Below are 24,644 nucleotides of genomic sequence, written 5' to 3'. Positions count from 1 at the left end.
GGATATCAAGCAGCGCACCGGCATCGCGGCCGGCGAATACAAGCGTCGCCGCCGCCAGCTGATGGACATGGCTGGCGAGGATGCGATCCTGGTACTGCCGGCCGCAGCCGAGAAGGTGCGCAGCCTCGATACCCATTATCCGTTCCGCCAGGATTCGGATTTCCAGTACCTGACCGGCTTCCCGGAACCGGAAGCGGTGCTGGTGCTGATTCCGGGCCGCCGCCACGGTGAGGCCATCCTGTTCTGCCGCGAGCGCGATGCCGAGCGCGAGGCATGGGACGGCAGTCGCGCCGGCCAGGAAGGCGCGGTAGCGCAGTACGGCATGGACGATGCCTACCCGATCGATGATCTGGACGACATCCTGCCGGGCCTGTTGGAAGGGCGCTCGCGCGTCTACTACCACTTCGGCCGCGACGCCGACTTCGATCTGAAGCTGATCGGCTGGGTCAACCGCGTGCGTTCGCAGGTACGCCACGGTGCGCAGCCGCCACATGAGTTCCTGGAGCTGGGCCACCTGCTGCACGAGCAGCGCCTGTTCAAATCCGGCGCCGAAGTGGCACTGATGCACCACGCCGCACAGATCAGCGTGCGTGCGCATCTGGCGGCGATGAAGGCCGCCAGGGCCGGCATCCACGAGTACGAGCTGCAGGCCGAGCTGGAACGCGTGTTCCGCGCCAGCGATGCGGTGCCTGCGTATTGCAGCATCGTCGGTGCCGGCCGCAACGGCTGCATCCTGCATTACCGCGACAACAACGCGCGGTCGCGCGATGGCGAGTTGGTGCTGATCGATGCAGGTGCCGAGTACCGCGGCTACGCCAGCGACATCACCCGCACCTTCCCGGTGAACGGCCGCTTCAGTGCCGAGCAGCGCGCGCTGCACGACCTGGTCGGTGAAGCGCAGGCGGCGGCGCTGGCCCAGGCCAAGCCGGGCGTGCCCTACGAGGCCGGCCATCTGGCCGCAGTGCAGACCTTGACCGAGGGCCTGCTGCGGCTGGGCCTGCTGAAGGGCACGCTGGAAAAGAATCTGTCCGAAGGCCTGTACCAGCGCTTCTACCGGCACAAGACCGGCCACTGGATCGGATTGGACGTGCACGATGTAGGCGATTACCGCCTCGCCGGTGATTCACGCCTTCTGGAGCCTGGCATGGCGTTCACCATCGAGCCGGGGCTGTACATCGGCGTGGACGACACGACGGTGGAACCGCGTTGGCGCGGTATCGGCATCCGCACTGAAGACGATGTGCTGATCACCGATGACGGTCATCGCGTGCTGACCGAAGGCCTGGCGCGCAGCGCCGATGAGATCGAAGCGGTGATGGCGGGGTAGGGTGTTTTTCTGCAGGGCTTGCGGCCCTGCACCCGCTGCAAGCCGAAGCAACGGCAACGGCCGAAGCAAGAGCGGCATTGCGTGGGATGGCGGGGTGGTGTGGGTGGTCAGGACACGCCGTAAACCCATCCATGGGGGCTCGATGGCGCCATCCATGGCGCCAACGGTCCTGCCCACCCACACCGCCCCGCCTCTGACAGATCCCGTGCGCTGTCGGTGGGTGCCGACCGTTGGTCGGCACATCTGTCTGACATCGAATGAATCATCCACGCATGGCGTGAATCTACTGGCAATTGCGGTTGTTGGCGCGCGCGGCTGTTGGTGGGTGTCGACCTTGGTGACACAGAGTGAGCGCAGCAAGCGACCCGCTTTTGCTTTTCTTTTTCTTTTCCGTGGTTGGACGCGCGCAGGAAACTGTCAAAGGTGGGGCGGGTGGGCCATGCAGGGGCGTTGGCGCCATGGATGGCGCCATCGAGCTTACAGGGACGTACTTGCAGCGTCCCCTGCATGGCCTACCCGCCCCGCCAAGCGCGCATCACGCATGATGCCAGTCGACTAACAGTCGACTCTACCTGAGCGTCACACCACGAGGGGCTCAGCCGTTGGCCGCCGCAAACGCCGGCCGCGTCAGGTTGTCCGCCTCGCCATCAGTGCACAGCACTTCGTCTTCGATGCGGATGCCGCCATACGGACGGAAGAAGTCCACGCGGTCCCAGTTGATCGCATCGCCGTGGCCGGCGTCCTTCACTTCGTTCAACAGCATGTCGATGAAGTACAGGCCCGGTTCGATGGTCACCACCATGCCCGGTTCCAGCACGCGGGTCAGGCGCAGGTACGGGTGGCCCGCCGGGCGCTCGATGCGGCCGCCTTCGTCGCTGGCCGCGAAACCGGCCACGTCGTGCACCTGCAGGCCGATCAGGTGGCCGATACCATGCGGGAAGAACGCGGCGCTGACGCCGGTCTCCAGCGCGGTCTGCGGCGAGACCTTGATCACGCCGAAGTCCTTCAGTACGCCCATCAGCGAAAGATGTGCGTCCACGTGCAGCTGCTTGTAGTCGAAGCCCGGGCGCACCGCTGCGCACATCCGCTGCTGGGCGGCGTCGACGGCGGCGATCATCGCCGCAAACTCGTCGTGGCCCTGCGCGGCGTAGGTACGGGTGATGTCGCTGGCGTAGCCGTGGGCACTGGCGCCGGCATCGATCAGGAAGCTGCGCAGCGGCTGCGGTGCCTTGCGGCCCAGCTCGGTGTAATGCAGCACAGCGGCATGTTCATTCAGCGCCACGATGTTGCCGTACGGCAGCTCATTGGCATCCTGGCCGACTGCCTGGCAGTACGCCATGTGGATGCTGAACTCGTCGGCGCCATTGCGGAATGCGGCCTCCGCAGCGCGGTGGCCGCGCACGCCCAGCACCTGGGCCTGGCGCATCAGTGCGATCTCATACGGTGTCTTGCTGCCGCGGTGCCATTCCAGGTAGTTCACCACCGGCGCCGGGTTGTTCGGTACGTAGTTGCCCAGCGCGCTCTGCGGCTCGCCGAGGATCGCGCAGCGCGATGGATCGGCCGGCAGCAGCGCCAGCGCGTCTTCCGGCTTGCGGATGATGTGGATGTCGAAGTGATCCACCCACCAGCCGCTGGGGGCATCCGGCACCACGTGCCAGTAGTCGAAGGGCTGGTGGAAGATCACCGCCGGGCGCTTGCCGGGGCTGAACACGATCCAGCTGTTGGGCACGCGGGTCAGCGGCAGCCAGGCCTTGAACTGCGGATTGACCGCGTACGGGTAGTCGCGATCATCGAACACCTGGTAGTGCAGAGTGCCGCTGGGCACCACCAGGTGGTCGAAGCCGCCGCGGGCCAGCGCCTGTTCGGCACGTCGGCACAGCACGGCCAGGTGGTCGGGATACAGGGCGCCGGGGTCTTGCTGGATCATTGCGGTGGCTCGACACGGAAAACGGCCCTAGATTCTGCCGCATAGCGGGAAAAACCGCTGTGCTGGAACCGGCACTCAGGCCGTCGAAACCGGCCCCTCGTCGCTGTCTTCGCCCACCCACTGGCGCAGCAGCTGCCGATGCTCGCGCGACAGGGTGAGGAAGCGGAAGCCGGTCCAGCTCTGTCCGGGGGCGTGTGCGGGTTCGCTCCACAGCAGGTGCACGCCCACGTCGATGTCCTGGTGGCGGCCATCGCCCAGCGGCAAGGGGAAGCGCAACTGGTACAGCGCATCCTCGCGCAACGGTGCGCTGGCCAGCATCAGCATGCCGGTTTCGGAGATATTGCCGAGCCGGCCGACCACGCTTTCGCGCATCTGGTCGGTGACCGGTACCAGGTCCGAGACCTGGCGGCGCGGCGCGCGGCGGGTATCCTGCGGCGGTTGGGTGATCATGCGGAAGTCTCCTGCGTATGGCCGGCCGCCAGTGCACGCAATGCGCCAAGGCTGGCCTCCCAGGCACGGTCAACCAGCCGGGCCTTGTCCTCAGTGACCAGCTGCGCCTGGCCGGCACTGATCTGCCGGGCCAGCGTATCCAGGTCGGTATCGGCGATCTTCTGCCCGCGCGGATTGACCAGCAGGGCGTGGTCGGTCAGCAGGCTGTACCAGGACAGGCGCTGGCGGCGCAGTGTGCCATCGCCGGTATCGATGTCGAACCAGCTGCCGAAGGGCAGGGAGGACAGCTGCTGGTAAGCGGCTTCCTCGGCACTGCTGCGCGGTGTGGCGGGCGTCGTGCCGGCGGCCGTACCGGCGTGCTCGCCCAGGCGCGCGCGCGCCTTCAGGCGGGCACTCAGTTCGGTACGCGAGGTGCTCTCGTCCTCGCCGCCAGGCGTGGCCAGCCTGCGTGCGACGGCGGCGGCTTCCTCGGCGTGGTAGCCGACCTGCAGCAGGGCGGCCTCGACCTCGGCAGCAAGCGTTGCATCGGTGCCGCCGGGTGCATCAACGGGTTGCGCGGTGATGGCGGCGATGCGTTGGGTCTGCTGCAGGCGTTCCTGCCACTGCGGTGAATCGTCGCCGTGGCGCAGGCGGGTCAGGGTGAGGGCATCGGCCCAGGCCTGACGCAGCAGGGTCTGCACGAAGCGGGGCGGCTCCTGCGCGTCGCAGCACTGGTCGATCTGTGCACTGGCCTGTCGCCGCGCGAGTTCCAGCCGCTCCTTGCCGCGTGCAGCTTCCACATGGCGGCGCTCGGCCAGCTCGGCGCGATGCGCTGCGGCACGCTGATGCTGCTGCACGTCCTCGTTCGCGCTGGCGAAGGCCTCCGGCGCCCGCGCATCCTGGCCCAGCAGGCCCTGCACGCTCTGTGCCATGCGCTGCAGCAACTGCGGGTCGACATCATCGTCGGCCAGCCAGTTGGCGCCGACTTCGGCAATCTGGTTGAGCAGTTCGCGCGCGGGGTGCTCGTCGCGCACGAAGAAGCCGGGGTCGGCCATTGCCGCACGTGCCAGCGGCACCTGCAGGCGCGCCAGCAGGGCGGCCGGCACCGGGTCCGGACGCTGCTGCTGCTGCACGTGCTGCATCAGCATGCGCAGCAGGTCGAGGCTGTCGCGGTCGTGGCTGCCCAGCTGGGCCTGCGTGCCATGCTCGCTGCGCAGTTGCGCCACCACGGCTGCCTGCAGGTCGGCTACGCCGGTGGCGGCGCTGGACTGCGCCTGCAAGCGTGCGAGGACCGCATCCACGGCCGCGCTCGGCACTGCATCGCGATCCGCAGGTGCTGCGCTGGCATGGCGTGCCTGCTGCAGCAGCGCATGCAGCGCGCTGCCCGTGGAGGTGGTCAAGCCCGGCAAGGCCGCGCCGGCCGTGCTGTCATCCTGGAAAGCGTCCTGCACCAGGCTCGACCAGGAGCCGGCCGGTGCCGATCCGTTCCAGCCGGTCAGTGGCGCGGCGGCACGCTTTGCCGGCTGCGTGGCGCGACCACCGCCCACCGACTGGGTGATGATCCGCCGGGTGCTCGATGAACGCGCCAGATAGGGGGTGTAGACCAGGCCGGGCAGCACGCCATGCTGGGCCAACAGGGCATTGGCACGGTCGAGGATGTCGCCCAGGCGTTCCAGCGCCTGGCGTTCGAAGCTGCGGTACAGCGCCAGCTGAACGTCGACAGTGAGCGAATCCTGTTCGGCAATCCGGCGCAGCATGGCGCACAGTGCCTGTGGTGCCAGCGGCAGGGTGTCGGCCTCGAAGGCCGGTGCCGCCGCCAGTACGCCCAGGCGTTGGCCCAGCAGGTTCAGCGTGTTGGTCGAACGCAGCGTCTCCCTCCGCACCATCTCGGTCAGCAGCAGGTCGCGGTCCACTTCATGTTCATCGACCAGCGACAGCCCGAGCATGCCGGGCTGCGGCGGCGGCGTGGAACCGGGGCTGAAGTGGGCCGTGGGTTCGCGCAGCCGTATCAGCGCATCGGCCACGGCATCAAGCATGCGGTCAGCGAAATGACCGGAAAAGGCATGCAACTGGCCGCGCTGGGCCATCAGCTCCGCCTGCAGCTGCGGATTGCGCGCGCGATCCGCGTCGTGCAGCAGCGTCTGCTCCAACGCTTCGACGGTCAGGATCAGCGGCGCGGCCAGCGTCTGCCGGCACAGGCCGATCAACGCGCCCAGCAGCTCACGCACCCGCGGTGGCAGGTCGCTGGCGGCCAGGCGGGCTTTGTCGGCAGAGGTAATGGAAAAGACAGCTGACATCGGCGAGCGGTACCCGGATTCCCGCGGATCGATCTTGTGAATCTACCGTGTCGGCCGCAGTCGGCGCTACTTTAGGGTGAACGTGTCTCACGTCCGCTGGGGAGGGACGACGGATGAACGGTGGTGCCGGTCGTGGGCCGGCAGCGCTGTCTCCGCCGGAGTGCCGGCCAGCGGCCGGCACTATCCGCTAACGGCGGGAAGGTCTATTCCTCCAGGAACAGGCTCACCACATCGTTGGTGAATCGACGGCCTAGCTCGGTCGGTTGCACATGGCCGTCCGCCACATCCAGCCAGCCGCGCTGGACGGCCTCCGCCAGCGGTGCGTCCAGCACGCTGCGCGGCAGCCCGGTGCGCGACTCGAAATCGCGCAGGCCGAAACCTTCGTGCAGACGCAGCAGGTTGAGCATGTACTCGAACGGCAGCCGCTCCGGCGCGATCACGTCGTCACCACCGAACGAGGCCGGGGTGCCCGCGCTGTCCAGGTAGGCCTGCGGGTGCTTCAGCTTCCAGCGGCGCAGCACGTGTTCTTCGGCACCCGAGCTGATCTTGCCGTGCGCGCCGGCACCGATGCCCAGGTAATCGCCGAAACGCCAGTAGTTCAGGTTGTGCGCACTCTGCCGACCGGGGCGTGCGTAGGCGCTGACTTCGTACTGGCTGAAACCGGCCTGCGCCAGCAGCGCCTGGCAGTGCTCCTGCATGTCCCAGGCATTGTCTTCATCGGGAATGCCCTGCGGCGGACGCGCGAAGAACACCGTGTTCGGTTCCAGGGTCAGCTGGTAGTGCGAGATATGGGCCGGTTGCAGTGCAAATGCACGTTCCAGATCGGCCTCGGCACCGGCCAGGGTCTGTTCCGGCAGCGCGTACATCAGGTCGATGTTGAAGTTGTCGTAGCCCGCGTCCTGCGCCATCTTCACCGCGCGCTCGGCTTCGCCACTGTCGTGGATGCGGCCCAGGCGCTTGAGCATGGCGTCGTTGAAACTCTGGATGCCGAAGCTGAGGCGGTTCACGCCTGCCGCGCGGTAGCGGTCGAAGCGGCCATGCTCGGCGGTGCCCGGGTTGGTTTCCAGCGTGATTTCGGCATTGGGCGCGAAGCGCAGGCGCGCGCTGGCCTGCTGCAGGAAACGGTCGATCGCTTCCGGCGGGAACAGGCTGGGGGTGCCGCCGCCGAAGAACACGCTGTGCACCACCCGGCCCCAGACCAGCGGCAGGTCCTGGTCCAGGTCACGTAGCAGCGCGTCGATGTAGGCGTCGAACGGCAGCTCGCCCTTGGCCTGGTGCGAATTGAAATCGCAGTAGGGGCATTTGCGCACGCACCACGGCAGGTGCACATACAGCGACAGCGGTGGTGGCACCAGTCGCGGCGGGCTGTCGTGGTCAGCGGAGCAGGCTTCGCCCGGCAGGTGGTTGCAGTGGTCGTGGTCGTGCGGCATGGGCTTGTTCGGTAGTGCCGGCCACTGGCCGGCTTCCCTGGTTCGATCGGGTGGCGTCAGTACAGCGTCGCCAGCTGCTGCTTGAGCTGGTGCAGGGCAATGGCGCGGTGGCTGATGGCGTTCTTCAGCGCCGGCTCCATTTCCGCGGCGGTCATGCCGTGGGTGGTGTCCAAGAATACCGGGTTGTAGCCAAAACCATTCGTGCCACGCAGCTCGCGGATGATCTGTCCTTCCCAGCGGCCTTCGCAGATCAACGGCTGCGGGTCGGTGGCGTGGCGCAGCAGCACGATCACCGCATAGAAGCGGGCGCTGCGCTGGCCGTCGGGAATGTCGGCCATCGCGTCCAGCAGCTTGGCGTTGTTGGCCGCGGCGTTGGTCGGGTGGCCGGCATAGCGCGCGCTGTACAGGCCGGGCGCGCCGCCGAGTGCGTCGACGATCAGGCCCGAATCATCGGCCAGTGCCGGCAGGCCGGTCGCTTCGCAGGCCGCGCGTGCCTTCAGCAGCGCATTCTCGACGAAGGTCAGGCCGGTCTCTTCCACGTCGCCCAGGCCCAGTTCGGCGGCCGAGGTGATCTGCAGCGGCAGGTCGGCGAGGATCTCCTGCATCTCCACCAGCTTGCCGGCGTTGTGGCTGGCCAGTACCAGTTTCTTCATTGACGGGGCTCCAGCAGGTCCCAGGTGTTGCCATACAGATCGCGGAACACCGCAACCGTTGCATAGGGTTCTTCGCGCGGCGCGTCCAGGAACTCGACGCCGGCGGCCAGCATCGCCGCGTGGTCGCGGTAGAAGTCGTCGGTGTTGAGGAAGAAGGCGACGCGGCCACCGGTCTGGTTGCCGATGCGGCTGCGCTGCGCCTCGTCGCTGGCACGGGCCAGCAGCAGGGCGGCGGCGCTGCCGTCGGTCGGGCCGACCACCACCCAGCGCTTGTGGCCCTGGTCGATGTCCTCCAGCAGTGCGAAGCCGAGCTTGCCGGTGTACCAGGCAATGGCTTCGTCATAGTCGGCCACCACCAGGGTGTTCAGGGCAAGGCGCCGGTTCATGCCGACAGCGCCGCCTGCTGCGCGGCCAGCAGCTCGGCCACGCCCTTTTCGGCCAGGCCCAGCAGCGCGTCCAGTTCATCGCGACGGAAGGCGTGGCCTTCGGCGGTGCCCTGCAGTTCGATGAAGCCACCACCGTCGTTCATCACCACGTTCATGTCGGTGTCGCAGTCGCTGTCTTCGGCGTAGTCCAGGTCCAGCACCGGGGTGCCGCGGTACACGCCCACCGACACCGCGGCCACCGCGCCCAGGATCGGGTTGCGCTTGATGTCGCCACGCTTCATCAGCACGTTCACCGCATCGACCAGGGCCACGTAGGCGCCGGTGATGGCGGCGGTGCGGGTGCCACCGTCGGCCTGCAGCACGTCGCAGTCCAGGGTGATGGTGCGCTCGCCCAGCGCGTTGCGGTCCACGCACGCGCGCAGGCTGCGGCCGATCAGGCGCTGGATCTCCAGCGTGCGGCCGCCCTGCTTGCCGCGGGTCGCTTCGCGATCACTGCGGGTATGGGTGGCGCGCGGCAACATGCCGTACTCGGCGGTGACCCAGCCTTCGCCCTTGCCGCGCAGGAAGCCCGGCACGCGGTTCTCGACGCTGGCGGTGCACAGCACGCGGGTTTCACCGAAGCACACCAGCACCGACCCTTCGGCGTGGCGGGTGAAGCCGCGTTGGATGACGACCGGGCGGAGCTGGTCGGGCTGGCGGCCGCTGGGGCGGGAATCGGACATGGTGCGGGTTCCGTAATGGCGAGGGAGTACGCCGCCACGCCCGCGGCCTTCACGGGGCGGGCAAGGGGGCTCTGGTGAGGGCGCTAGGGTACCATTCCCCCTTTGCACGCACCGGACACATTCCATGATTCGAAGCATGACCGCCTATGCCGGCGGCGAGCGGGTCACCCCGTGGGGCACGCTGGGCTGCGAGCTGCGCTCGGTCAACCACCGCTTCCTGGAGGTCGGCACCCGCCTGCCCGAGGAACTGCGGGCGCTGGAACCGCAGCTGCGCGAGCGCATCGCCGCGCGCCTGAGCCGCGGCAAGCTGGATCTGGTGATGCGCCTGCGTGCGCCGGAAGCAGCGGCCAACCTGCAGGTGGACGAGGCCCTGCTGGGCCAGCTCGGCCGCCTGGCGCACCGGTTGACCTCCGATTTCCCCAACCTGCAGGTCAGCTTCACCGAGCTGCTGCAGCTGCCCGGCGTGACCCGTGGCGAGGCCACCGATGCCGCGGCCCTGCAGGCCGAGGCACTGGCCCTGCTGGACCAGGTGCTGGACGGCTTCGTCGAGGCGCGTGAACGCGAAGGCGGCAAGTTGTCGGCGGCCATCAGTGAGCGCGTGGACGGCATCGAACGCATCGCCACCGAAGTGCGCACCTTGATTCCGGCCATTCGCGACGGCCAGCGCGCCAAGCTGGCTGCACGCCTGGCCGACCTGCCGCACCCGGTCGACCCCGGCCGCGCCGAGCAGGAACTGGTGCTGTGGCTGCAGAAGCTGGACGTGGATGAGGAGCTGGATCGCCTCGGCAGCCACATTGTCGAGATCCGCCGCGTGCTCAGGCAGCGCGAGCCGGTCGGCCGCCGCCTGGACTTCCTGCTGCAGGAGTTCAACCGCGAAGCCAATACGCTGGGCTCGAAGTCAGTGGACAGCCGTACGTCCAATGCCGCGGTGGAGCTGAAGGTGCTGATCGACCAGATCCGCGAACAGGTGCAGAACATCGAGTGATGTTGCATCCAGCATTACAGCAGGGGCGCCTTCGGGCGCCCTTCTCATTACAGCGTCTCAGCGGACGCTGACACCCGGCAGGCCCGCGCCCAATCGCCCCACCACGGCTGCCTGGCCGAACCCTGCGTCGTGGAAGCAGGCCAGCACCGCGTCCACCGCTTCCGGGGCGCAGGACACCAGCAGCCCACCGCTGGTCTGTGGGTCGGTCAGCAGCGGCTGCCAGTGTGCCGGCAACCCATCGGCGAAACGCACCTCCGCACCATACGAGGCCCAGTTGCGGTTGGACGCGCCGGTCAAGCAGCCGCGCTGCAGCAGCTCCAGGGCCTGAGGCAGCAGCGGCACCTGTGCGCTGTCCACCTCCGCAGCGACACCACTGGCGCGACACACTTCCAGCAGGTGGCCGAGCAGGCCGAAACCGGTGACATCGGTCATCGCGTGCACACCGTCCAGCGCGGCCAGGGCCACGCCCACGGTGTTCAGGCGGGTGGTCGACGCGATCATCTGCTGGTAGCCGTCGGCGTCCAGCACTTCTTTCTTCAGCGCCGACGAATACACGCCCACGCCCAACGGCTTGCCCAGCACCAGCACATCGCCGGCGCGGGCATCGGCATTGCGCCTGAGCCGCTGCGGGTCAAGCACGCCGATCGCGGCCAGGCCATAGATGGGTTCCACCGAATCGATGCTGTGGCCTCCAGCGACCACGATGCCGGCATCGGCGCAGGCACGCTCGCCGCCCTGCAGGATGCCGCGGATGGTCTCCTGCGGCAGCGTGTTGATCGGCATGCCGACGATGGCCAGCGCGAACAATGGTCGTGCCCCCATCGCGTACAGGTCCGACAGCGCGTTGGTGGCGGCGATGCGGCCGAAGTCGAACGGGTCGTCGACAATCGGCATGAAGAAATCGGTGGTGGCGACGATTGCCTGGCGGTCATCGAGGCGGTACACCGCGGCGTCGTCGCTGGTCTCGCGGCCGACCAGCAGTTCGGCCGGTGCCGGAAGCGCTGGCACGCCACGCAGCAGTTCGGACAGCACGCCCGGCGCGATCTTGCAGCCGCAGCCGCCGCCGTGTGCCAGCGAAGTCAGTCGTTGCGGGGCATCGACCGTTGAAGGGGCGGGGGACTGCGCGTGCGTGGCCATGCCGACATCTCCTGCGGAAACACCAATGGCGGAAGGCAGCAGGAGTCGAACCTACCAGGGAACGATCGACGCCCCCTACTGGGTTTGAAGCCCAGCCGCATGCCCGGATGCGCATGCCTTCCGAAAGTACGGCGGCACCGGTGGGCTCAGTCGCGGGCTGCGTTCCACTGCAGGTCGCCGCGCGGCCGATGCTGGTCACCGACGCGTCGAGTGTAGCCAACGTGGTTGAAGAACTCCAAGATCTGGATGCTGCGCTTGCGGCCCAGGCCGATGGCATCGCGGAAGGTGGCCGCATCCACCGTGCCGGTGGCCTGCGACAGCTGCGCGACGATCGCGGCCAGCTCGGCAATGCGGGCCGGTGCATAGAACAGGTCCGGCACTACCTGGAACAGTTCGCCACGCGCGGTAGCGCGGCGCAGGACGGCGCGGACCTCGTCTTCGGCCAGACCAACGTCGGTGGCCAGCGTGCGCACCCACGGTGGATCGAAGCGACCGGCGTGCAGCTGCGGCAGCACGCGTTCGAGCAGAAGTCGTTCGCGTTCCGGTGGCGCATGGTCATGGCCGGGCAGGCGCCACCAGGCGCCCACGCGCTGCACGCTGCCGTCGTCCAGCAGGCCCTGCAGCAGGGCATTCCACAGGCTCGCTGCAAGCGCGGGCAGCGTACTGCGCTGCAGGCGCCCGCTATCAACACCGGGCTCGTCCGGACGTCGCTCGTGCCAGCTGCGCAGCGACGTGATCACCTGTTCGCGAAGCGCCTGCCAGTGCGAGGCAAGGATGACCACCGTGTCTTCGCGGGTGACGATGCGCCGCGTGCCCGCGGGAAGTTCGATCCGGTCGGCCGCGCGCCGGCAGTAGCGTTGCAGGGCGGCCATGGCTATGCCGAAGGAAGCCTGCTGCAACAGCGGGCCGATTCCCGCACCTGTGGCCAGCTGCTCCAGTGCGCCCAGCCAGGCGAGCCGTGCCTGGCTGCGCCGGCGCCGCTGTGGCGGGTCCGGATCGAGCACGATGCCACCACCCAGCGTGCGGATGGCCCCTGAATCACGGGCGATGAAGCGATCACCGCACATCGCGCAGACCGGTGCATCGAACACCAGTTGCACCAACTGTCCGTCGCCGTGATCGACGTCCTCCAGCAGCACCACATGGGCCTGCCGGTGCATCGTGCCCCAGTGGATGTGCAGCGGCGCCCAGTCGCGCAACGGTGTTGCCAGTGCGGAAAGCCGCAGGCGTACGTCGACGCGACGGGTCGCCAGCAGGGCGCGCGGGTCGGCGATCCAGTCGCCACGGTGGATGTCGTCGCGGGCGATGGCAGCCAGGTTCAACGCACAGCGCTGCCCGGCCATGGCGTGTTCGCTGGCTTGGTTCTGCGCGTGGATGCTGCGTACGCGCACGTCAGTGGCGGCCGGCATCAGCTGCAGATGCTCACCCATGGCAGCGATGCCGCCGTGCACTGCGCCGGTCACCAGCGTGCCGTGGCCGGCCAGCGAGAACACGCGGTCCACCGGCATGCGGAACAGCTCGCTGCGCAGTTCGGCCTGGCGCGTGTTGGCGTTGTCCGACGCCCACGCGTGCAGCTGGGTACGCAGCGCGTTGATGCCAGAATCGTCTGGTGCGGTGCTGTTGCAGGCGAATACGGGGGAATCCTGCAGCGGCGTTCCGGCCAGCAGCGCGGCGATCTCGATCTCGACCCGGGCCAGGCGCGCCGCATCCACACGGTCGATCTTGGTCAGGGCTACCGCGCCGCGGTCCACGCCCAGCAGTTGCAGGATTGCCAGGTGCTCGCGGGTCTGCGGCATTACACCGTCGTCGGCGGCGATCACCAGCAGGGCGACATCGATGCCGGTGGCGCCGGCCACCATCGTGTGCACGAAGCGTTCATGGCCCGGCGCATCGACGAAGCCCAGCGTCGCTTCGGCACTCCCGCCGCCTGTGCTTTCCACCGGGACATAGGCATAGCCCAGCTCGATGGAGATACCGCGCGTGCGTTCTTCCTGCAGGCGATCGGTTTCGATGCCGGTCAGTGCGCGCACCAGGCTGGTCTTGCCATGGTCGATATGCCCGGCGGTGCCGACGATCATGCCTGCAGCGTGCTCCATTGCGCGAGGAAGGCGGCTTCGTCGGTGGGTTCCAGGCAGCGCAGGTCCAGCCACAGCGCGTCATCGGCAATGCGGCCCAGCACCGGCCGCGGCAGCTGGCGCAAGCGCTTGGCCAAGCGATCCAGCCCGCCGCGGCGCGCGCTGGTAACGCGCAGTCCGGCGCTTGCCAGCTGCGCCTGCGGCTGCGCGCCGCTGCCGATCTGGCTGTACATCGAGGCCCGTTCAAGCGCGTAGCCGGCGGTCAGCGACGCGCGCATCGGCTGCAGCAGGCGGTGTGCCTGCTCATCGATGTCATCCCGCAGGCGCGAAAGGCTGCGCAGGGTCGGCAGCCGCAGTGCCAGCCGTTCCGGTTCGCGGTACAGGGCCAGCACGGCTTCCAGTGCGGCCAGGCCCATCTTGTCCATGCGCAGCGCCCGCTTGAGCGGATTGCGGTTGATCCGCGCGATCAGGTCGGCGCGGCCAGCGATGATGCCGGCCTGGGGGCCGCCCAGCAGCTTGTCGCCACTGAACGAAACCAGATCGGCGCCGGCCGCCAGTGCTTCCTGCACGGTGGGCTCGTGCGGCAGGCCGAAGGCCGCCAGGTCACACAGGCTGCCACTGCCCAGGTCCACCACCAGCGGCAGGCCGTGCTCGTGCGCGATCGCAGCCATCGCCGCAGTGTCGACCTTGGCAGTGAAGCCGGTGATCGCGTAGTTGCTGGCATGCACTTCCATCAGCAACGCGGTACGTGCGCCGATGGCATGGGCGAAGTCGGCCGGGTGGGTACGGTTGGTGGTGCCCACTTCCAGCAGTCGCGCGCCGGCGCTGCGCATCACATCGGGAATGCGGAAGGCACCGCCGATCTCCACCAGTTCGCCGCGCGACACCACCACCTCGCGGCGGTTGGCCAGGCTGTTGAGCAGCAGCAGGACCGCCGCCGCATTGTTGTTGACCACGGTGGCGGCTTCGGCGCCGGTCAGTTCGCAGACCAGCGCCTGCACCCGTGCATCGCGGTCGCCGCGGCGGCCGCGGATGATGTCGAATTCCAGATCGACCGGCGCTGTCATTGCGCGGGTGACCGCCTGCACGGCGGCATCGGGCAACAGCGCGCGGCCCAGGTTGGTGTGCAGCACGGTGCCGGTCAGGTTGAACATCGGCTGCAGCTCCAGGCGTGCGTCGGCCGCCAGTGCGGCGCCGAGCGCCGCGACCAGCGACGGGCCGTTGATGGCCTGTTCGAGGCGTTCGGCCGAGAGCTGCGCGGCGCTGATACGGTCGCGTAGTTCCTGCAGGTGCGCGCGCAGCAGTTGGGTGATGCGGCTGCGGCCGTGGCGTTCGATCATGGCCGACAACGCAGGCAGGCGCAGCAGCCGGTCCAGCGAAGGCAGGGCGGCGGCCGATGCCGGCGTGGCGTGCGTGCGTGGCATAGGTCAGTCGCCGTCGGATTGCCACAGCAGCGGGTTCTGGCTGGCGCGCGCATAGCCTTCCTCGGCCAGCAGCAGGTCCAGCGCCAGCGTGCCGAGGTCATCGGCCACCGGCTCCAGTGATGGATCTTTCTCCAGGTACAGGATCTTGCGATAGCTGTGGCAGTGGTCGCAGGTCTCGGCGCGCACCGCACTCTCGCGCACCGCCTCGCCGCTGTCACCGTCCACCTCGGCCAGGGCGCGATAGGCAATGTCCTTGCCGGCGGCGCCGCACTGGCTGCACTGCACGCGCACGTAATGCCACTGGCAGGCACACAGCGAGCACGACAGGTAGCGATAGGCGGCGTAGGGCGGGCGCGCCTGCACCACGCTGGCCACCGGCAGCGTGCCACAGAGCGGGCACAACCCTGGCGCATCGGCCAGCGGCTTCAGGTCGGTCGGATGGAAGCTGGCGGCGAGCACCGCCCAGTACACCTGCAGCGCGTTCATCACCAGCAGCGCAGCGACGGCGTCGACCGAGGGCGCGTCATCGCGTTCCAGCACCGCATGCGCCTGTGCATCCAGCCACGCATCATCAGCGGCGGCGACGCGCTGTAGTTCCTGCCGGGTTTCCACAGGCAGCCCGGTTTCGTCGGCACAGTGCCGGCACAGGGTGCGCAGCCAGTCGCGCCAGCGCCCATCCAGTTGCAGTGTGTTGGCCGGCCGCAACGGCATGCCGGCGCTAGCCGCCGCGCTCGACTGCTGCGCGCGCGCCTGTGCCTGAAGCCCCTCGCGTTGCTGCGGCGTCAACTCATCCAGCAGCGCCTGCTGTGCATCGGCCAGCGCCGCCAGCAGCTGCAGGTAGCCACCGATGGCACTGTGCGCGGCCAGGCTGCGCAGGCGTGCCGCGCGCGTAGCGAACAGTGACCCGGTATCAGGCAGGATGATGCGCGGCACATCGCGCGAGGCGAGCGTCTCGATCTCACCGGGTTCAAGGATGCGTTGCGCCATGCAGGGCCAGCCAGAAGAACCAGGCTCCATCCTCGCTGTTGTCGGCGCTGGCGTCCAGCGTGTTGCCGGCCATTTGAAAGGTTGGGGTCAGATCCGTTTTCCACAGGAAAACGGTTCTGACCCCATCGGTTGGTTGAAAGTGGATCCCGAGCGTTGGTCGGGATTCGATCAGTGCCGACCAACGGTCGGCACCCACCGACAGATCGCGGCCAACTGTCGAAGGCGGGGTGGGTCCGGTTGCGGGAGCGTGAGCCGCATGCGGCGACCGAGCTTACATGGGTGAGGGCGCTTTGCTTGCGAAGCACTGCTTCGCAAGCGCCCGAACGCACAGCCGCCAGCGGCTGGGCCGGGCCCCGGAGGGGTACTTGCAGCGTCTCCCGCAACCGGATCCACCCCGCCATCCCACGGATAGCCGCTGTTGCTGTTGCCTTGGCTTGAAGCAGGTGCAGGGCCGCAGGCCCTGCAGCTACCCCTGTTCCCGCCGCCCGCGCAGGATGTCCCGGAACCACTGTCGGTGGTGCTTGTACGCCCACCCATAGGTCACCTTGCCCTGGGTCATCGCCCGCACCGACCCCTTGATCCAGATCGCCGCATAGATGTGCACCACGATCGCGCAGATCAGCACCCAGCCGAACAACGCATGGGCGAGCACCGAGAAGCGGATCACCCCGATCGGGAAAAAATGGCTGAAGTACTGCCGCCAGATCACGAAGCCGGTCAGCAGCAGTGCCGACAGGCAGCCGATGATGGCCCAGAACAGCAGCTTCTGGCCGGCATTGAAGCGACCGACCGGCGGCAGCTTTTCATCCTCGTTGCGCAGTACATCGCGCATGCCCCGCATCCACGCGCGGTCGTCGGCGGTCGGCAGATTGTCGCGCCACATGCGCAACGCCAGCAGCGCAAAGCCCACCACCATGGCCAGGCCGATGAACGGATGCAGGATGCGCGTCCACGGTCCGCCACCGAACAGCTGGGTCAGCGGGAACAGGGCAGGGTGGAACAACGCCAGCCCGGACAGCGCGGTCAGCACGAAGCAGATCGCCACGATCCAGTGGTTGATGCGGGTCGGCGCGCGGTAACGGATGATCTGCCGCGGGTGCGGGGCGTACTTCATGGCCGCTGCTCCTCTTCGATCTTCTTCGCCTCGTGCTCGGCTTGTTCTTCTTCCTCGTCATTGACCGTGTTGCGGCCGATGCCGATGTAGTGCAGGAAGCCAGCAAAGGCCGTGGCGGCGATCGCCAGCACGCCCAGCGGCTTGGCTACGCCCTTCCAGACTTCCACCATCGGGCTGATGCGCGGGTCCTTGGGCAGGTCGGCGTAGAGCTCGGGCTTGTCCACATGCTGCAGCACGTACATCACGTGGGTACCGCCGACGCCCTGCGGGTCGTACAGGCCGGCGTTTTCATAGCCGCGTGATTTCAGGTCTTCCACGCGTCCGGCGGCGTGCTCGGTCATCGCCTGTTTGCTGCCGAAGGTGATCGCCCCGGTCGGGCAGGTCTTCACACAGGCCGGCTCCTGGCCGACCGCCACCCGGTCCGAACACAGCGTGCACTTGTAGGCCTTGTGGTCCTTCTTGGAGATGCGCGGTACGTCGAACGGGCAGCCGGTCACGCAGTAGCCGCAGCCGATGCAGTTCTCTTCCTGGAAGTCGACGATGCCGTTGGCGTACTGGATGATCGCGCCGGGCGACGGGCAGGCCTTCAGGCAGCCCGGGTCGCTGCAGTGCATGCAGCCCTCCTTCCGGATCAGCCACTCCAGCTTGCCCTTCTCGTCCTCGTACTCGCGGAACTTCATCACCGTCCACGACTGTTCGCTCAGGTCGGGCGGGTTGTCATAGCTGCCAACGCAGCTGCCCACTTCGTCGCGCAGGTCGTTCCATTCCATGCAGGCGACCTGGCAGGCCTTGCAGCCGATGCACTTGCTCACATCGATCAGCTTGGCGACCTGGCCGGTGTGCGCGCCCCGCGCCTCCGGCGAGGGCGTGGTGGTGGCCGAGCGGCGGATGATGTCCAGCGATTGCAGTGGCATGGCGTGTCTCCTACACCTTCTCGACCTTGACCAGGATGCACTTCGACTCGGGCGTCTGCGAGTTGCCGTCACCGATGGCATTGGTCAGCGTATTGGCGATATATCCGGGCTTGGCCGCACCGAGGAAGCCCCAGTGGATCGGCACGCCCACCTGGTGCACGGTCTTTCCTTCGATCTGCAGGGCCTTGATCCGCTTGGTCACCATCGCAACGGCTTCGATATGGCCACGCTTGGAACTCACGCGCACGCGGCTGCCGTTGGTGATGCCCAGCTCGTCGGCCAATGCCGCACCGATCTCGACGAACTGCTCGGGCTGGATGATGGCGTTGAGCTTGCCGTGCTTGGTCCAGAAGTGGAAATGCTCGGTCAGGCGGTAGGTGGTGGCCACATGCGGGAACTCGTCCGGCGAACCGATCTGTGCACGGTCGCTGGCGAACACGCGTGCCGCGGGGTTGTTCAGCGTCAGGGCCTGGCCGGGGCTGAGCGGATTGCTGCGCAGCGGGGTATCGAACGGTTCGTAGTGCTCCGGGAACGGGCCTTCGGCCATGCCGGCCTTGGCGAAGAAGCGGGCGATGCCTTCCGGGTTCATGATGAACGGGCCCATCCCGCCGGCAGGATCTTCGTCGGCCTTGAAGTCCGGCACGTCCACGTTGCCCCAGTTCTTGCCGTTCCAGGCCAGCAGCGTGCGGCGCGGATCGAACGGTTGGCCAGCCACGTCGCACGAGGCGCGGTTGTACATCACGCGGCGGTTGGCCGGCCACGCCCAGGCCCAGCCCAGCGTGTTGCCGATGCCTGTCGGGTCACTGTTGTCACGCCGCGCCATCATGTTGCCGGTCGGGCCCCAGGCGCCGATGTAGATCCAGCAGCCGGAGGACGTGCTGCCATCGTCGCGCAGCTCGCCGAACGCGGCCAGCTGCTCGCCGGCCTTGCGCACCAGCCTGGTCGGGTCCTTCGGATCGAACACGTCGGCCAGCGCCTTGCCGTTGTATTCCATCGCCAGTTCTTCCGGCGTCGGCAGCTCCGGGTTGGAATACTTCCAGGCCAGGTCGCGTACCGGCTCCCACCACGCACCGCCATCCTTCTCGTACATCGCTTTGATGCGATGGAACAGCTCGGACATGATCTCGATGTCGCTGCGCGCTTCGCCCGGCGGGTTGGCCCCCTTCCAGTGCCACTGCAGCCAGCGCGAGGAATTCACCACCGCACCGTTCTCCTCGGCGAAGGAAGTGGTGGGCAGGCGGAACACTTCGGTCTGGATCGTGCTCGGGTCGACGTCGTTCAGTGCGCCGTGGTTCTGCCAGAAGGCGATGGTCTCGGTTTCCAGCGGATCCATGCTGACCATGAACTTCAGCTTGGAGAACGCACTGATCAGCTTGCCCTTGTTCGGCGCCGAGGCCAGAGGATTGAAGCCCTGGCAGATGTAGCCGTGGATCTTGCCCTCGTTCATCAGCTCGTACGCCTGCAGCATGTCGTACGGCTTGTCGAGCTTGGGCAGGTAATCGAAGCACCAGTTGTTGTCGGCGGTGGCGGCATCGCCCCACCACGATTTCATCAAGCTGACGTGGAACTTCGGGTAGTTCTGCCAGAACGACATCTGGTTGGCGCGCAGGGGCTTCTGCGTGCGCTTGGCGATGTAGGCGTTGTAGTCCTGCTCATCCTGTTTCGGCAGCGTCAGGTAGCCGGGCAGCAGGTCGGACATCAGGCCGATGTCGGTCAGGCCCTGGATGTTGGAGTGCCCGCGCAGCGCGTTCATGCCGCCACCGGCCACGCCGATGTTGCCCAGCAGCAGCTGCACCATGGTGCCGGCACGCACGTTCTGTGCGCCGATCGAGTGCTGCGTCCAGCCCAGCGCGTACAGGATGGTCATCGCCTTGTCCTTGCCGGCGGTGGACGCGATCATGTCCCACACCTGGCGGATGCTGTCGGCCGGCGTGCCGCAGATGCGCTCGACCATCTCCACGGTGTAACGCGCGTAGTGTTGTTTCAGCAGGTTGTAAACGCAGCGCGGATCCTTCAGCGTCGGGTCGCTGCGCACGAATCCATCGTCACCGTAGGCATAGTCCCAGCTGGAACGGTCGTAGCTGCGCTTTTCTTCGTTGTAGCCCGAATACAGGCCGTCCTTGAAGGCGAACTCGTCCTTCACCAGGAACGACATGTCGGTGTAGTTCAGCACGTACTCGTGCTGGATGCGGTCCTCGGTCAGCAGGTAGTTGATCAGGCCGCCCAGGAACACGATGTCGGTACCGGTGCGGATCGGCGCGTACACATCGGCAACCGCGGCCGAGCGGTTGAAGCGCGGATCGACCACGATCAGCCGGGCCTTGTTGTGGGCCTTGGCCTCGGTCACCCATTTGAACCCGCACGGATGCGCCTCGGCGGCGTTGCCACCCATGATCAGGATCAGGTCGGCATTCTTGATGTCGACCCAGTGATTCGTCATCGCACCACGGCCTAGCGTCGGGGCAAGACCTGCCACCGTCGGGCCGTGTCAGACACGTGCCTGGTTGTCGAATGCCAGCATGCCGAGGGAGCGGACGACCTTGTGGGTCAGCACCGCGGTCTCATTGCTGGTGGCCGAGGCCGCCAGCATGCCAGTGGTCAGCCAGCGGTTGACCGTCTGCCCGGCTTCGTTCTTCTGCACGAAGTTGGCATCGCGGTCTTCCTTCATCAGCCGCGCGATGCGGTCCAGCGCATCGTCCCAGCTCAGCCGCTTCCACTCGTTCGAGCCCGGCGCGCGGTACTCGGGGTAGAGCAGGCGCGACTTGCTGTGGATGATGTCGGCCAGGCCGGCACCCTTCGGGCACAGCGTGCCGCGGTTGACCGGATGGTCTGGGTCGCCCTCGATGTGGAAAATGCTCGGCTCGGCGTTCTTGGCGCCATCGCCGAGGCTGTACATCAGGATGCCGCAGGCCACCGAACAGTAGGTACAGGTGTTGCGGGTCTCGGTCGCGCGGGTCAGCTTGTATTGCCTGACCTCCGCGAGCGCGATGCCGGGCGCGAAGCCCATCAGTGCCAGGCTGGAGCCGACCAGGGTTGTCCCGGTCACTTTCAGGAACTGGCGGCGGCTCATCGATGGCATGCCGTTCTCCTGGGATGGCGGGGAGGCGCAGGCCTCCGGGCTGTCGTTGGGTACGGGTCGGTTATAGCACAGGCCCCCGGACGCCCATGTGGCACAAGGCGCGGCGCCTGCCGGACGGGCCCGGAAAGGGCCTGCTCTGGTAAAGTTGCGTGCCCGCCCCCTGGGGAAGCGTCTGCCGGGCCTGGTTCCAGGATGTTCCGCGCAGCCCCCGCCGTCCTGGCGCGATCCTCCGCGCCGGATCTGGAACACCGAGGAAAAATTTTGCGAAATCAACCAATTGGGTTCCGCGCATGAGCGCCCCGTCGAAGCCGTCGGACGCCGTTGCGCGCGGCACGCTGTACATCGTGGCCGCCCCGTCCGGCGCCGGCAAGAGCAGCATCGTCAATGCCACGCTGGCCCGTGACCCGCAGATCGCCCTGTCGATCTCCTTCACCTCGCGCGCGATGCGCCCCGGTGAGGTGAACGGCCAGCATTACCACTTCGTCAGTGCCGAGAAGTTCGAGCAGATGATCGCCGCCGGCGACTTCTTCGAGCACGCCTGGGTGCACGGCGACTGGAAGGGCACGGCCCGGCAGTCGGTGGAGCCGCAGCTGGCCGCCGGCCAGGATGTGCTGCTGGAGATCGACTGGCAGGGCGCGCAGCAGGTGCGCCAGCTGGTGCCCGGCACGGTCACCGTGTTCATCCTGCCGCCGTCCAAGCAGGCCTTGCAGGACCGCATGCGCAAGCGCGGCCAGGACAGCGAGGCGGTCATCGCCCAGCGCCTGGGCGCGGCCCGTGATGAAATGCTGCACTTCAACGAGTTCGACTACGTCATCGTCAACGAGGTGTTCGACACTGCCGTGGACGAGCTGTGCGCCATCTTCACTGCCAGCCGCCTGCGCCGGGAGGCCCAGAAGGTCCGCCACGCCGGCCTGATCCAGGCGCTGCTGACCCCCGATCCGGGTGCAACTGACTGATTCCAAAAGAATCGGGTAGGGGTTGGCTTGATTTTGTCCAGCCCCTGCCAGTACACTCCGTCCCCTTTCCCTCATTCGACTGAGCGGCCGACCGGTCGCCGGGAGCCCGTATGGCCCGCATCACCGTAGAAGATTGCCTGGAAGTCGTTAACAACCGTTTCGAACTGGTCATGATGGCTTCCAAGCGTGCCCGTCAGCTCGCCAACGGCGTGCAGGCCACGCTGGACAACAGCGAGACCGAGGACAAGCCGACCGTGCTGGCGCTGCGCGAAATCGCCGCCCGCAAGATCGACAACGCCCTGATCGACGAAGTCGAGAAGGCCGAGCGTGAGCGCGCCGAGCGCGAAGCGCTGGAGTGGGCTGCCGCCGAAGTGGTCGCCGACGAAGACATGTCCAAGAACGACGATTGATCGCATCGATCAACGTAATCGTTGGATACACCGAACAGCCCGCCCCGTGCGGGCTGTTTCGCATTCAGGATTTGCCGTAAACGTCGCGCTGGAATAGGCTTCGGGCATGAACCCAGGCCCCACTGCCAAGGTCGCCGCAGCCCCCACTGCCGCCGTACCCGACTACGTCCTCCAGCTCGAACGCGCCGCCCATTACCTGCCGCCGGAACAGCTGCCGCTGTTGCGCCGTGCCTGGGAAGTCGGGGCCTCCGCGCACGCTGGGCAGACGCGCAAGTCGGGCGAGCCCTATATCACCCATCCGGTGGCCGTGGCCCAGGTGCTGGCCGAACTCGGCCTGGACGTGGAAGCGCTGATCGCCGCGATCCTGCACGACACCATCGAAGACACCCCGCTGACCCGCGAAGCGCTGGCCGCCGAGTTCGGCGAAGCCGTGGCCGAACTGGTCGACGGTGTCACCAAGCTGGACAAGCTGAAGTTCCGTGACCGCCAGGAGGCGGCCGCCGAGAGCTTCCGCAAGATGCTGCTGGCGATGTCGCGCGACCTGCGCGTGATCATGATCAAGCTGGCCGACCGCCTGCACAACATGCGCACGCTGGGCGCGCAGAGCCGCGAAGCGCGTGGCCGCATCGCCCGCGAGACGCTGGAGATCTACGCGCCCATCGCCCAGCGCCTGGGCATGAGCCTGGTCAAGAGCGAGCTGCAGAACCTGGGGTTCAAGGCACTCTACCCGTGGCGCCACGCCATCATCGAAAAACACATCCGCAGCCAGCCGGTGGTGCGCCGCGAAGCGATGGCGCAGGTGGAAGTGCAGCTGTCGCAGCGCCTGGCCAAGGAGGGCATCGAGCATCGGCTGATCAGCCGCATCAAGACCCCGTGGAGCATCTACAACAAGATGCGCGACGAGAACAAATCCTTCGACCAGGTGATGGATGTGTTCGGCTTCCGCCTGGTCGTGCGCAGTGTGCCCAGCTGCTACCACGCGCTGGGCTCGGTGCACGCCACCTTCAAGCCACTGGATGGGCGCTTCCGCGATTTCATCGCCATTCCCAAGGCCAACGGTTACCAGTCGCTGCACACGGTGTTGTTCGGGCCGTATGGCTCGCCGATCGAAGTGCAGATCCGTACCGAGGAAATGGACCTGATCGCCGAACGCGGCGTGGCCGCGCACTGGACCTACAAGTTCGGCGGCGATTCGCCCAACAGCGCACAGAGCCGTGCCCATGCGTGGATCGTCGAGCTGATCGACTCGCAGCGCGCCGCCGGTTCCTCGCTGGAATTCCTCGACAACGTCAAGGTCGACCTGTTCCCTGACGAGGTCTACCTGTTCACCCCGAAGGGCAAGATCCTGGCCCTGCCGCGCAACTCCACCGCGCTCGATTTCGCCTACGCCGTGCATACCGACGTGGGCAACATGGCGGTGGCTTCGCGCGTGGACAAGAAACTGGTGCCGCTGCGCACCAAGCTGGTGTCGGGCCAGTCGGTGGAGATCATCACCGCGCGCTCGGCCACGCCGAAACCGCAGTGGCTGGAATTCGTGGTGACCAGCAAGGCACGCACCGCTATCCGCCACCAGCTCAAGCAGCTGGAGCACGAAGATGCCGTGCAGCTCGGCCATCGCATGCTCGACCGCGCGCTGGAAGCGATGGATTCGTCGCTGGAGCGCCTGCCGAAAGGCCGCCTGGATGCGTTCCTGGCCGAACACCGCTTCCCGCGCCTGGAAGCGCTGCTGGCCGAGGTCGCACTGGGCAACTGGATGCCGACCCAGGCCGCGCAGGCGCTGATGGCCTACGCCGAACTGCGTGGCGGCCCGCATTCGCGCCACCACTCGCAGGAGAAGATCCTGATCAACGGCAGCGAGCGCGGCGTGGTCACCTTCGCCGGCTGCTGCCAGCCGATTCCCGGCGACGAGATCATGGGCTACCACACCGCCGGCAAGGGCATCGTGGTGCACCGCATGGACTGCCCGAACCTGGCCGAGCTGCGCAAGTCGCCCGAGCGCTGGGTGCCGATTGGCTGGGACACCACCGTCTCCGGCGACTACGACACCTCGCTGGTGGTGGAAGTGGAGAACGGCACCGGCGTGCTGGCGCAGCTGGCCGCCGCCATCGCACAGAGCCATTCCAACATCGAACGCGTGGACTACCTGGACCGCGACTTCAACGCCGCCGTGCTGGCGTTCAACATCCAGGTGCGCGACCGCAACCACCTGGCCGAAGTGATGCGCCGCCTGCGCCGCCTGTCGGTCGTGCAATCGGTACGCCGCCAATAACCCTGCTTCGGATCCGGGGTCGGATCCCTCTCCAACGGAGAGGGCTCTGACCCCATCATGCACGGGGTCAGAGCCGTTTCCCGCCAGGAAACGGATCCGACCCCGGCCGATGCCGCGCCCAGC

The 24,644-nt window shown here is 67.4% G+C and carries 20 protein-coding genes and 1 tRNA gene; 5 read left to right on the top strand and 16 right to left on the bottom strand.

Features of this window, described 5'->3' with window-relative positions; all coding sequences use genetic code 11:
* Nucleotides 1-4 precede the first annotated feature (4 nt).
* Complete coding sequence (locus tag ACSYHF_RS16425; RefSeq protein ID WP_088123875.1) at nucleotides 5-1,327, top strand: aminopeptidase P N-terminal domain-containing protein; 1,323 nt, start codon at nucleotides 5-7, stop codon at nucleotides 1,325-1,327.
* A gap of 595 nt (nucleotides 1,328-1,922) precedes the next feature.
* On the opposite strand, the gene pepQ is transcribed toward ACSYHF_RS16425, so the two are convergent.
* The 7 genes from pepQ to rph all read right to left on the bottom strand — a co-directional run bounded on the left by pepQ (nucleotide 1,923) and on the right by rph (nucleotide 9,171).
* Nucleotides 1,923-3,254, bottom strand: a complete 1,332-nt coding sequence (pepQ, locus tag ACSYHF_RS16420) for a Xaa-Pro dipeptidase (protein ID WP_065179103.1) — start codon at nucleotides 3,252-3,254, stop codon at nucleotides 1,923-1,925.
* A 75-nt stretch (nucleotides 3,255-3,329) separates the two neighbouring features.
* Entirely contained in the window at nucleotides 3,330-3,704 is a 375-nt protein-coding gene (locus ACSYHF_RS16415; protein WP_005418979.1) for a PilZ domain-containing protein, read from the bottom strand.
* The gene (locus ACSYHF_RS16410) at nucleotides 3,701-5,980 is read right to left on the bottom strand and encodes a DUF1631 family protein (RefSeq protein WP_447575813.1); all 2,280 of its coding nucleotides are present in this window, start codon (nucleotides 5,978-5,980) and stop codon (nucleotides 3,701-3,703) included. Before ACSYHF_RS16410 ends, ACSYHF_RS16415 begins: the two co-directional genes overlap by 4 nt.
* 203 nt (nucleotides 5,981-6,183) lie before the next feature.
* Entirely contained in the window at nucleotides 6,184-7,410 is a 1,227-nt protein-coding gene (gene hemW / locus ACSYHF_RS16405) for a radical SAM family heme chaperone HemW (RefSeq protein WP_447575812.1), read from the bottom strand.
* 56 nt (nucleotides 7,411-7,466) lie between these two features.
* Nucleotides 7,467-8,063 carry an RdgB/HAM1 family non-canonical purine NTP pyrophosphatase gene (rdgB, locus tag ACSYHF_RS16400; RefSeq protein ID WP_188247722.1) on the bottom strand — a complete coding sequence of 199 codons (597 nt, stop codon included), beginning with the start codon at nucleotides 8,061-8,063 and terminating at the stop codon, nucleotides 7,467-7,469.
* Nucleotides 8,060-8,449, bottom strand: a complete 390-nt coding sequence (locus tag ACSYHF_RS16395; protein WP_447575811.1) for a VOC family protein — start codon at nucleotides 8,447-8,449, stop codon at nucleotides 8,060-8,062. The genes rdgB and ACSYHF_RS16395 overlap by 4 nt, the downstream gene beginning before the upstream one ends.
* Nucleotides 8,446-9,171 carry a ribonuclease PH gene (gene rph / locus ACSYHF_RS16390; RefSeq protein ID WP_188247721.1) on the bottom strand — a complete coding sequence of 242 codons (726 nt, stop codon included), beginning with the start codon at nucleotides 9,169-9,171 and terminating at the stop codon, nucleotides 8,446-8,448. The genes ACSYHF_RS16395 and rph overlap by 4 nt, the downstream gene beginning before the upstream one ends.
* Before the next feature lie 124 nt (nucleotides 9,172-9,295).
* Between rph and ACSYHF_RS16385 the strand changes: the two genes are divergently transcribed.
* A complete protein-coding gene (locus tag ACSYHF_RS16385; protein WP_005418965.1) occupies nucleotides 9,296-10,156 on the top strand; it encodes a YicC/YloC family endoribonuclease in 861 nt (286 codons plus the stop codon).
* Between the two features lie 57 nt (nucleotides 10,157-10,213).
* Here ACSYHF_RS16385 and selD read toward each other — a convergent pair whose 3' ends face one another.
* The 9 genes from selD to fdnG all read right to left on the bottom strand — a co-directional run bounded on the left by selD (nucleotide 10,214) and on the right by fdnG (nucleotide 20,886).
* Nucleotides 10,214-11,293, bottom strand: a complete 1,080-nt coding sequence (gene selD, locus ACSYHF_RS16380) for a selenide, water dikinase SelD (RefSeq protein ID WP_005418964.1) — start codon at nucleotides 11,291-11,293, stop codon at nucleotides 10,214-10,216.
* A gap of 26 nt (nucleotides 11,294-11,319) precedes the next feature.
* Nucleotides 11,320-11,415 (bottom strand) — tRNA-Sec (locus ACSYHF_RS16375).
* 24 nt (nucleotides 11,416-11,439) lie between these two features.
* The gene (gene selB / locus ACSYHF_RS16370; protein WP_447575810.1) at nucleotides 11,440-13,371 is read right to left on the bottom strand and encodes a selenocysteine-specific translation elongation factor; all 1,932 of its coding nucleotides are present in this window, start codon (nucleotides 13,369-13,371) and stop codon (nucleotides 11,440-11,442) included.
* Entirely contained in the window at nucleotides 13,368-14,792 is a 1,425-nt protein-coding gene (gene selA, locus ACSYHF_RS16365; protein ID WP_164230423.1) for an L-seryl-tRNA(Sec) selenium transferase, read from the bottom strand. Before selA ends, selB begins: the two co-directional genes overlap by 4 nt.
* A 3-nt stretch (nucleotides 14,793-14,795) precedes the next feature.
* On the bottom strand, nucleotides 14,796-15,779 hold the full coding sequence (gene fdhE, locus ACSYHF_RS16360; protein ID WP_065179096.1) for a formate dehydrogenase accessory protein FdhE: 984 nt from the start codon (nucleotides 15,777-15,779) through the stop codon (nucleotides 14,796-14,798).
* On the bottom strand, nucleotides 15,760-15,975 hold the full coding sequence (locus tag ACSYHF_RS16355; RefSeq protein ID WP_134955450.1) for a hypothetical protein: 216 nt from the start codon (nucleotides 15,973-15,975) through the stop codon (nucleotides 15,760-15,762). The genes fdhE and ACSYHF_RS16355 overlap by 20 nt, the downstream gene beginning before the upstream one ends.
* A 270-nt stretch (nucleotides 15,976-16,245) precedes the next feature.
* Nucleotides 16,246-16,893 (bottom strand): formate dehydrogenase subunit gamma, encoded by a 648-nt coding sequence (locus ACSYHF_RS16350; RefSeq protein ID WP_005418959.1) that lies wholly within the window; start codon nucleotides 16,891-16,893, stop codon nucleotides 16,246-16,248.
* Nucleotides 16,890-17,807, bottom strand: a complete 918-nt coding sequence (fdxH, locus tag ACSYHF_RS16345; RefSeq protein ID WP_053500839.1) for a formate dehydrogenase subunit beta — start codon at nucleotides 17,805-17,807, stop codon at nucleotides 16,890-16,892. The genes ACSYHF_RS16350 and fdxH overlap by 4 nt, the downstream gene beginning before the upstream one ends.
* A gap of 10 nt (nucleotides 17,808-17,817) precedes the next feature.
* The gene (gene fdnG, locus ACSYHF_RS16340) at nucleotides 17,818-20,886 is read right to left on the bottom strand and encodes a formate dehydrogenase-N subunit alpha (RefSeq protein ID WP_146135723.1); all 3,069 of its coding nucleotides are present in this window, start codon (nucleotides 20,884-20,886) and stop codon (nucleotides 17,818-17,820) included.
* A gap of 290 nt (nucleotides 20,887-21,176) precedes the next feature.
* Here fdnG and gmk point away from each other — a divergent pair, with 290 nt between their 5' ends.
* The 3 genes from gmk to ACSYHF_RS16325 all read left to right on the top strand — a co-directional run bounded on the left by gmk (nucleotide 21,177) and on the right by ACSYHF_RS16325 (nucleotide 24,521).
* Nucleotides 21,177-21,842 (top strand): guanylate kinase, encoded by a 666-nt coding sequence (gene gmk / locus ACSYHF_RS16335; RefSeq protein ID WP_005410878.1) that lies wholly within the window; start codon nucleotides 21,177-21,179, stop codon nucleotides 21,840-21,842.
* Nucleotides 21,843-21,952: 110 nt separating this feature from the next.
* Nucleotides 21,953-22,252, top strand: a complete 300-nt coding sequence (gene rpoZ / locus ACSYHF_RS16330; RefSeq protein ID WP_005410877.1) for a DNA-directed RNA polymerase subunit omega — start codon at nucleotides 21,953-21,955, stop codon at nucleotides 22,250-22,252.
* A 106-nt stretch (nucleotides 22,253-22,358) separates the two neighbouring features.
* Nucleotides 22,359-24,521: a RelA/SpoT family protein gene (locus ACSYHF_RS16325; protein WP_005418955.1), complete on the top strand. Its 2,163-nt coding sequence runs from the start codon at nucleotides 22,359-22,361 to the stop codon at nucleotides 24,519-24,521.
* Nucleotides 24,522-24,644 lie beyond the last annotated feature (123 nt).

The sequence above is a fragment of the Stenotrophomonas maltophilia group sp. P373 genome (assembly GCF_053295075.1).
This window is presented reverse-complemented; position numbering and strand designations above follow the sequence as displayed.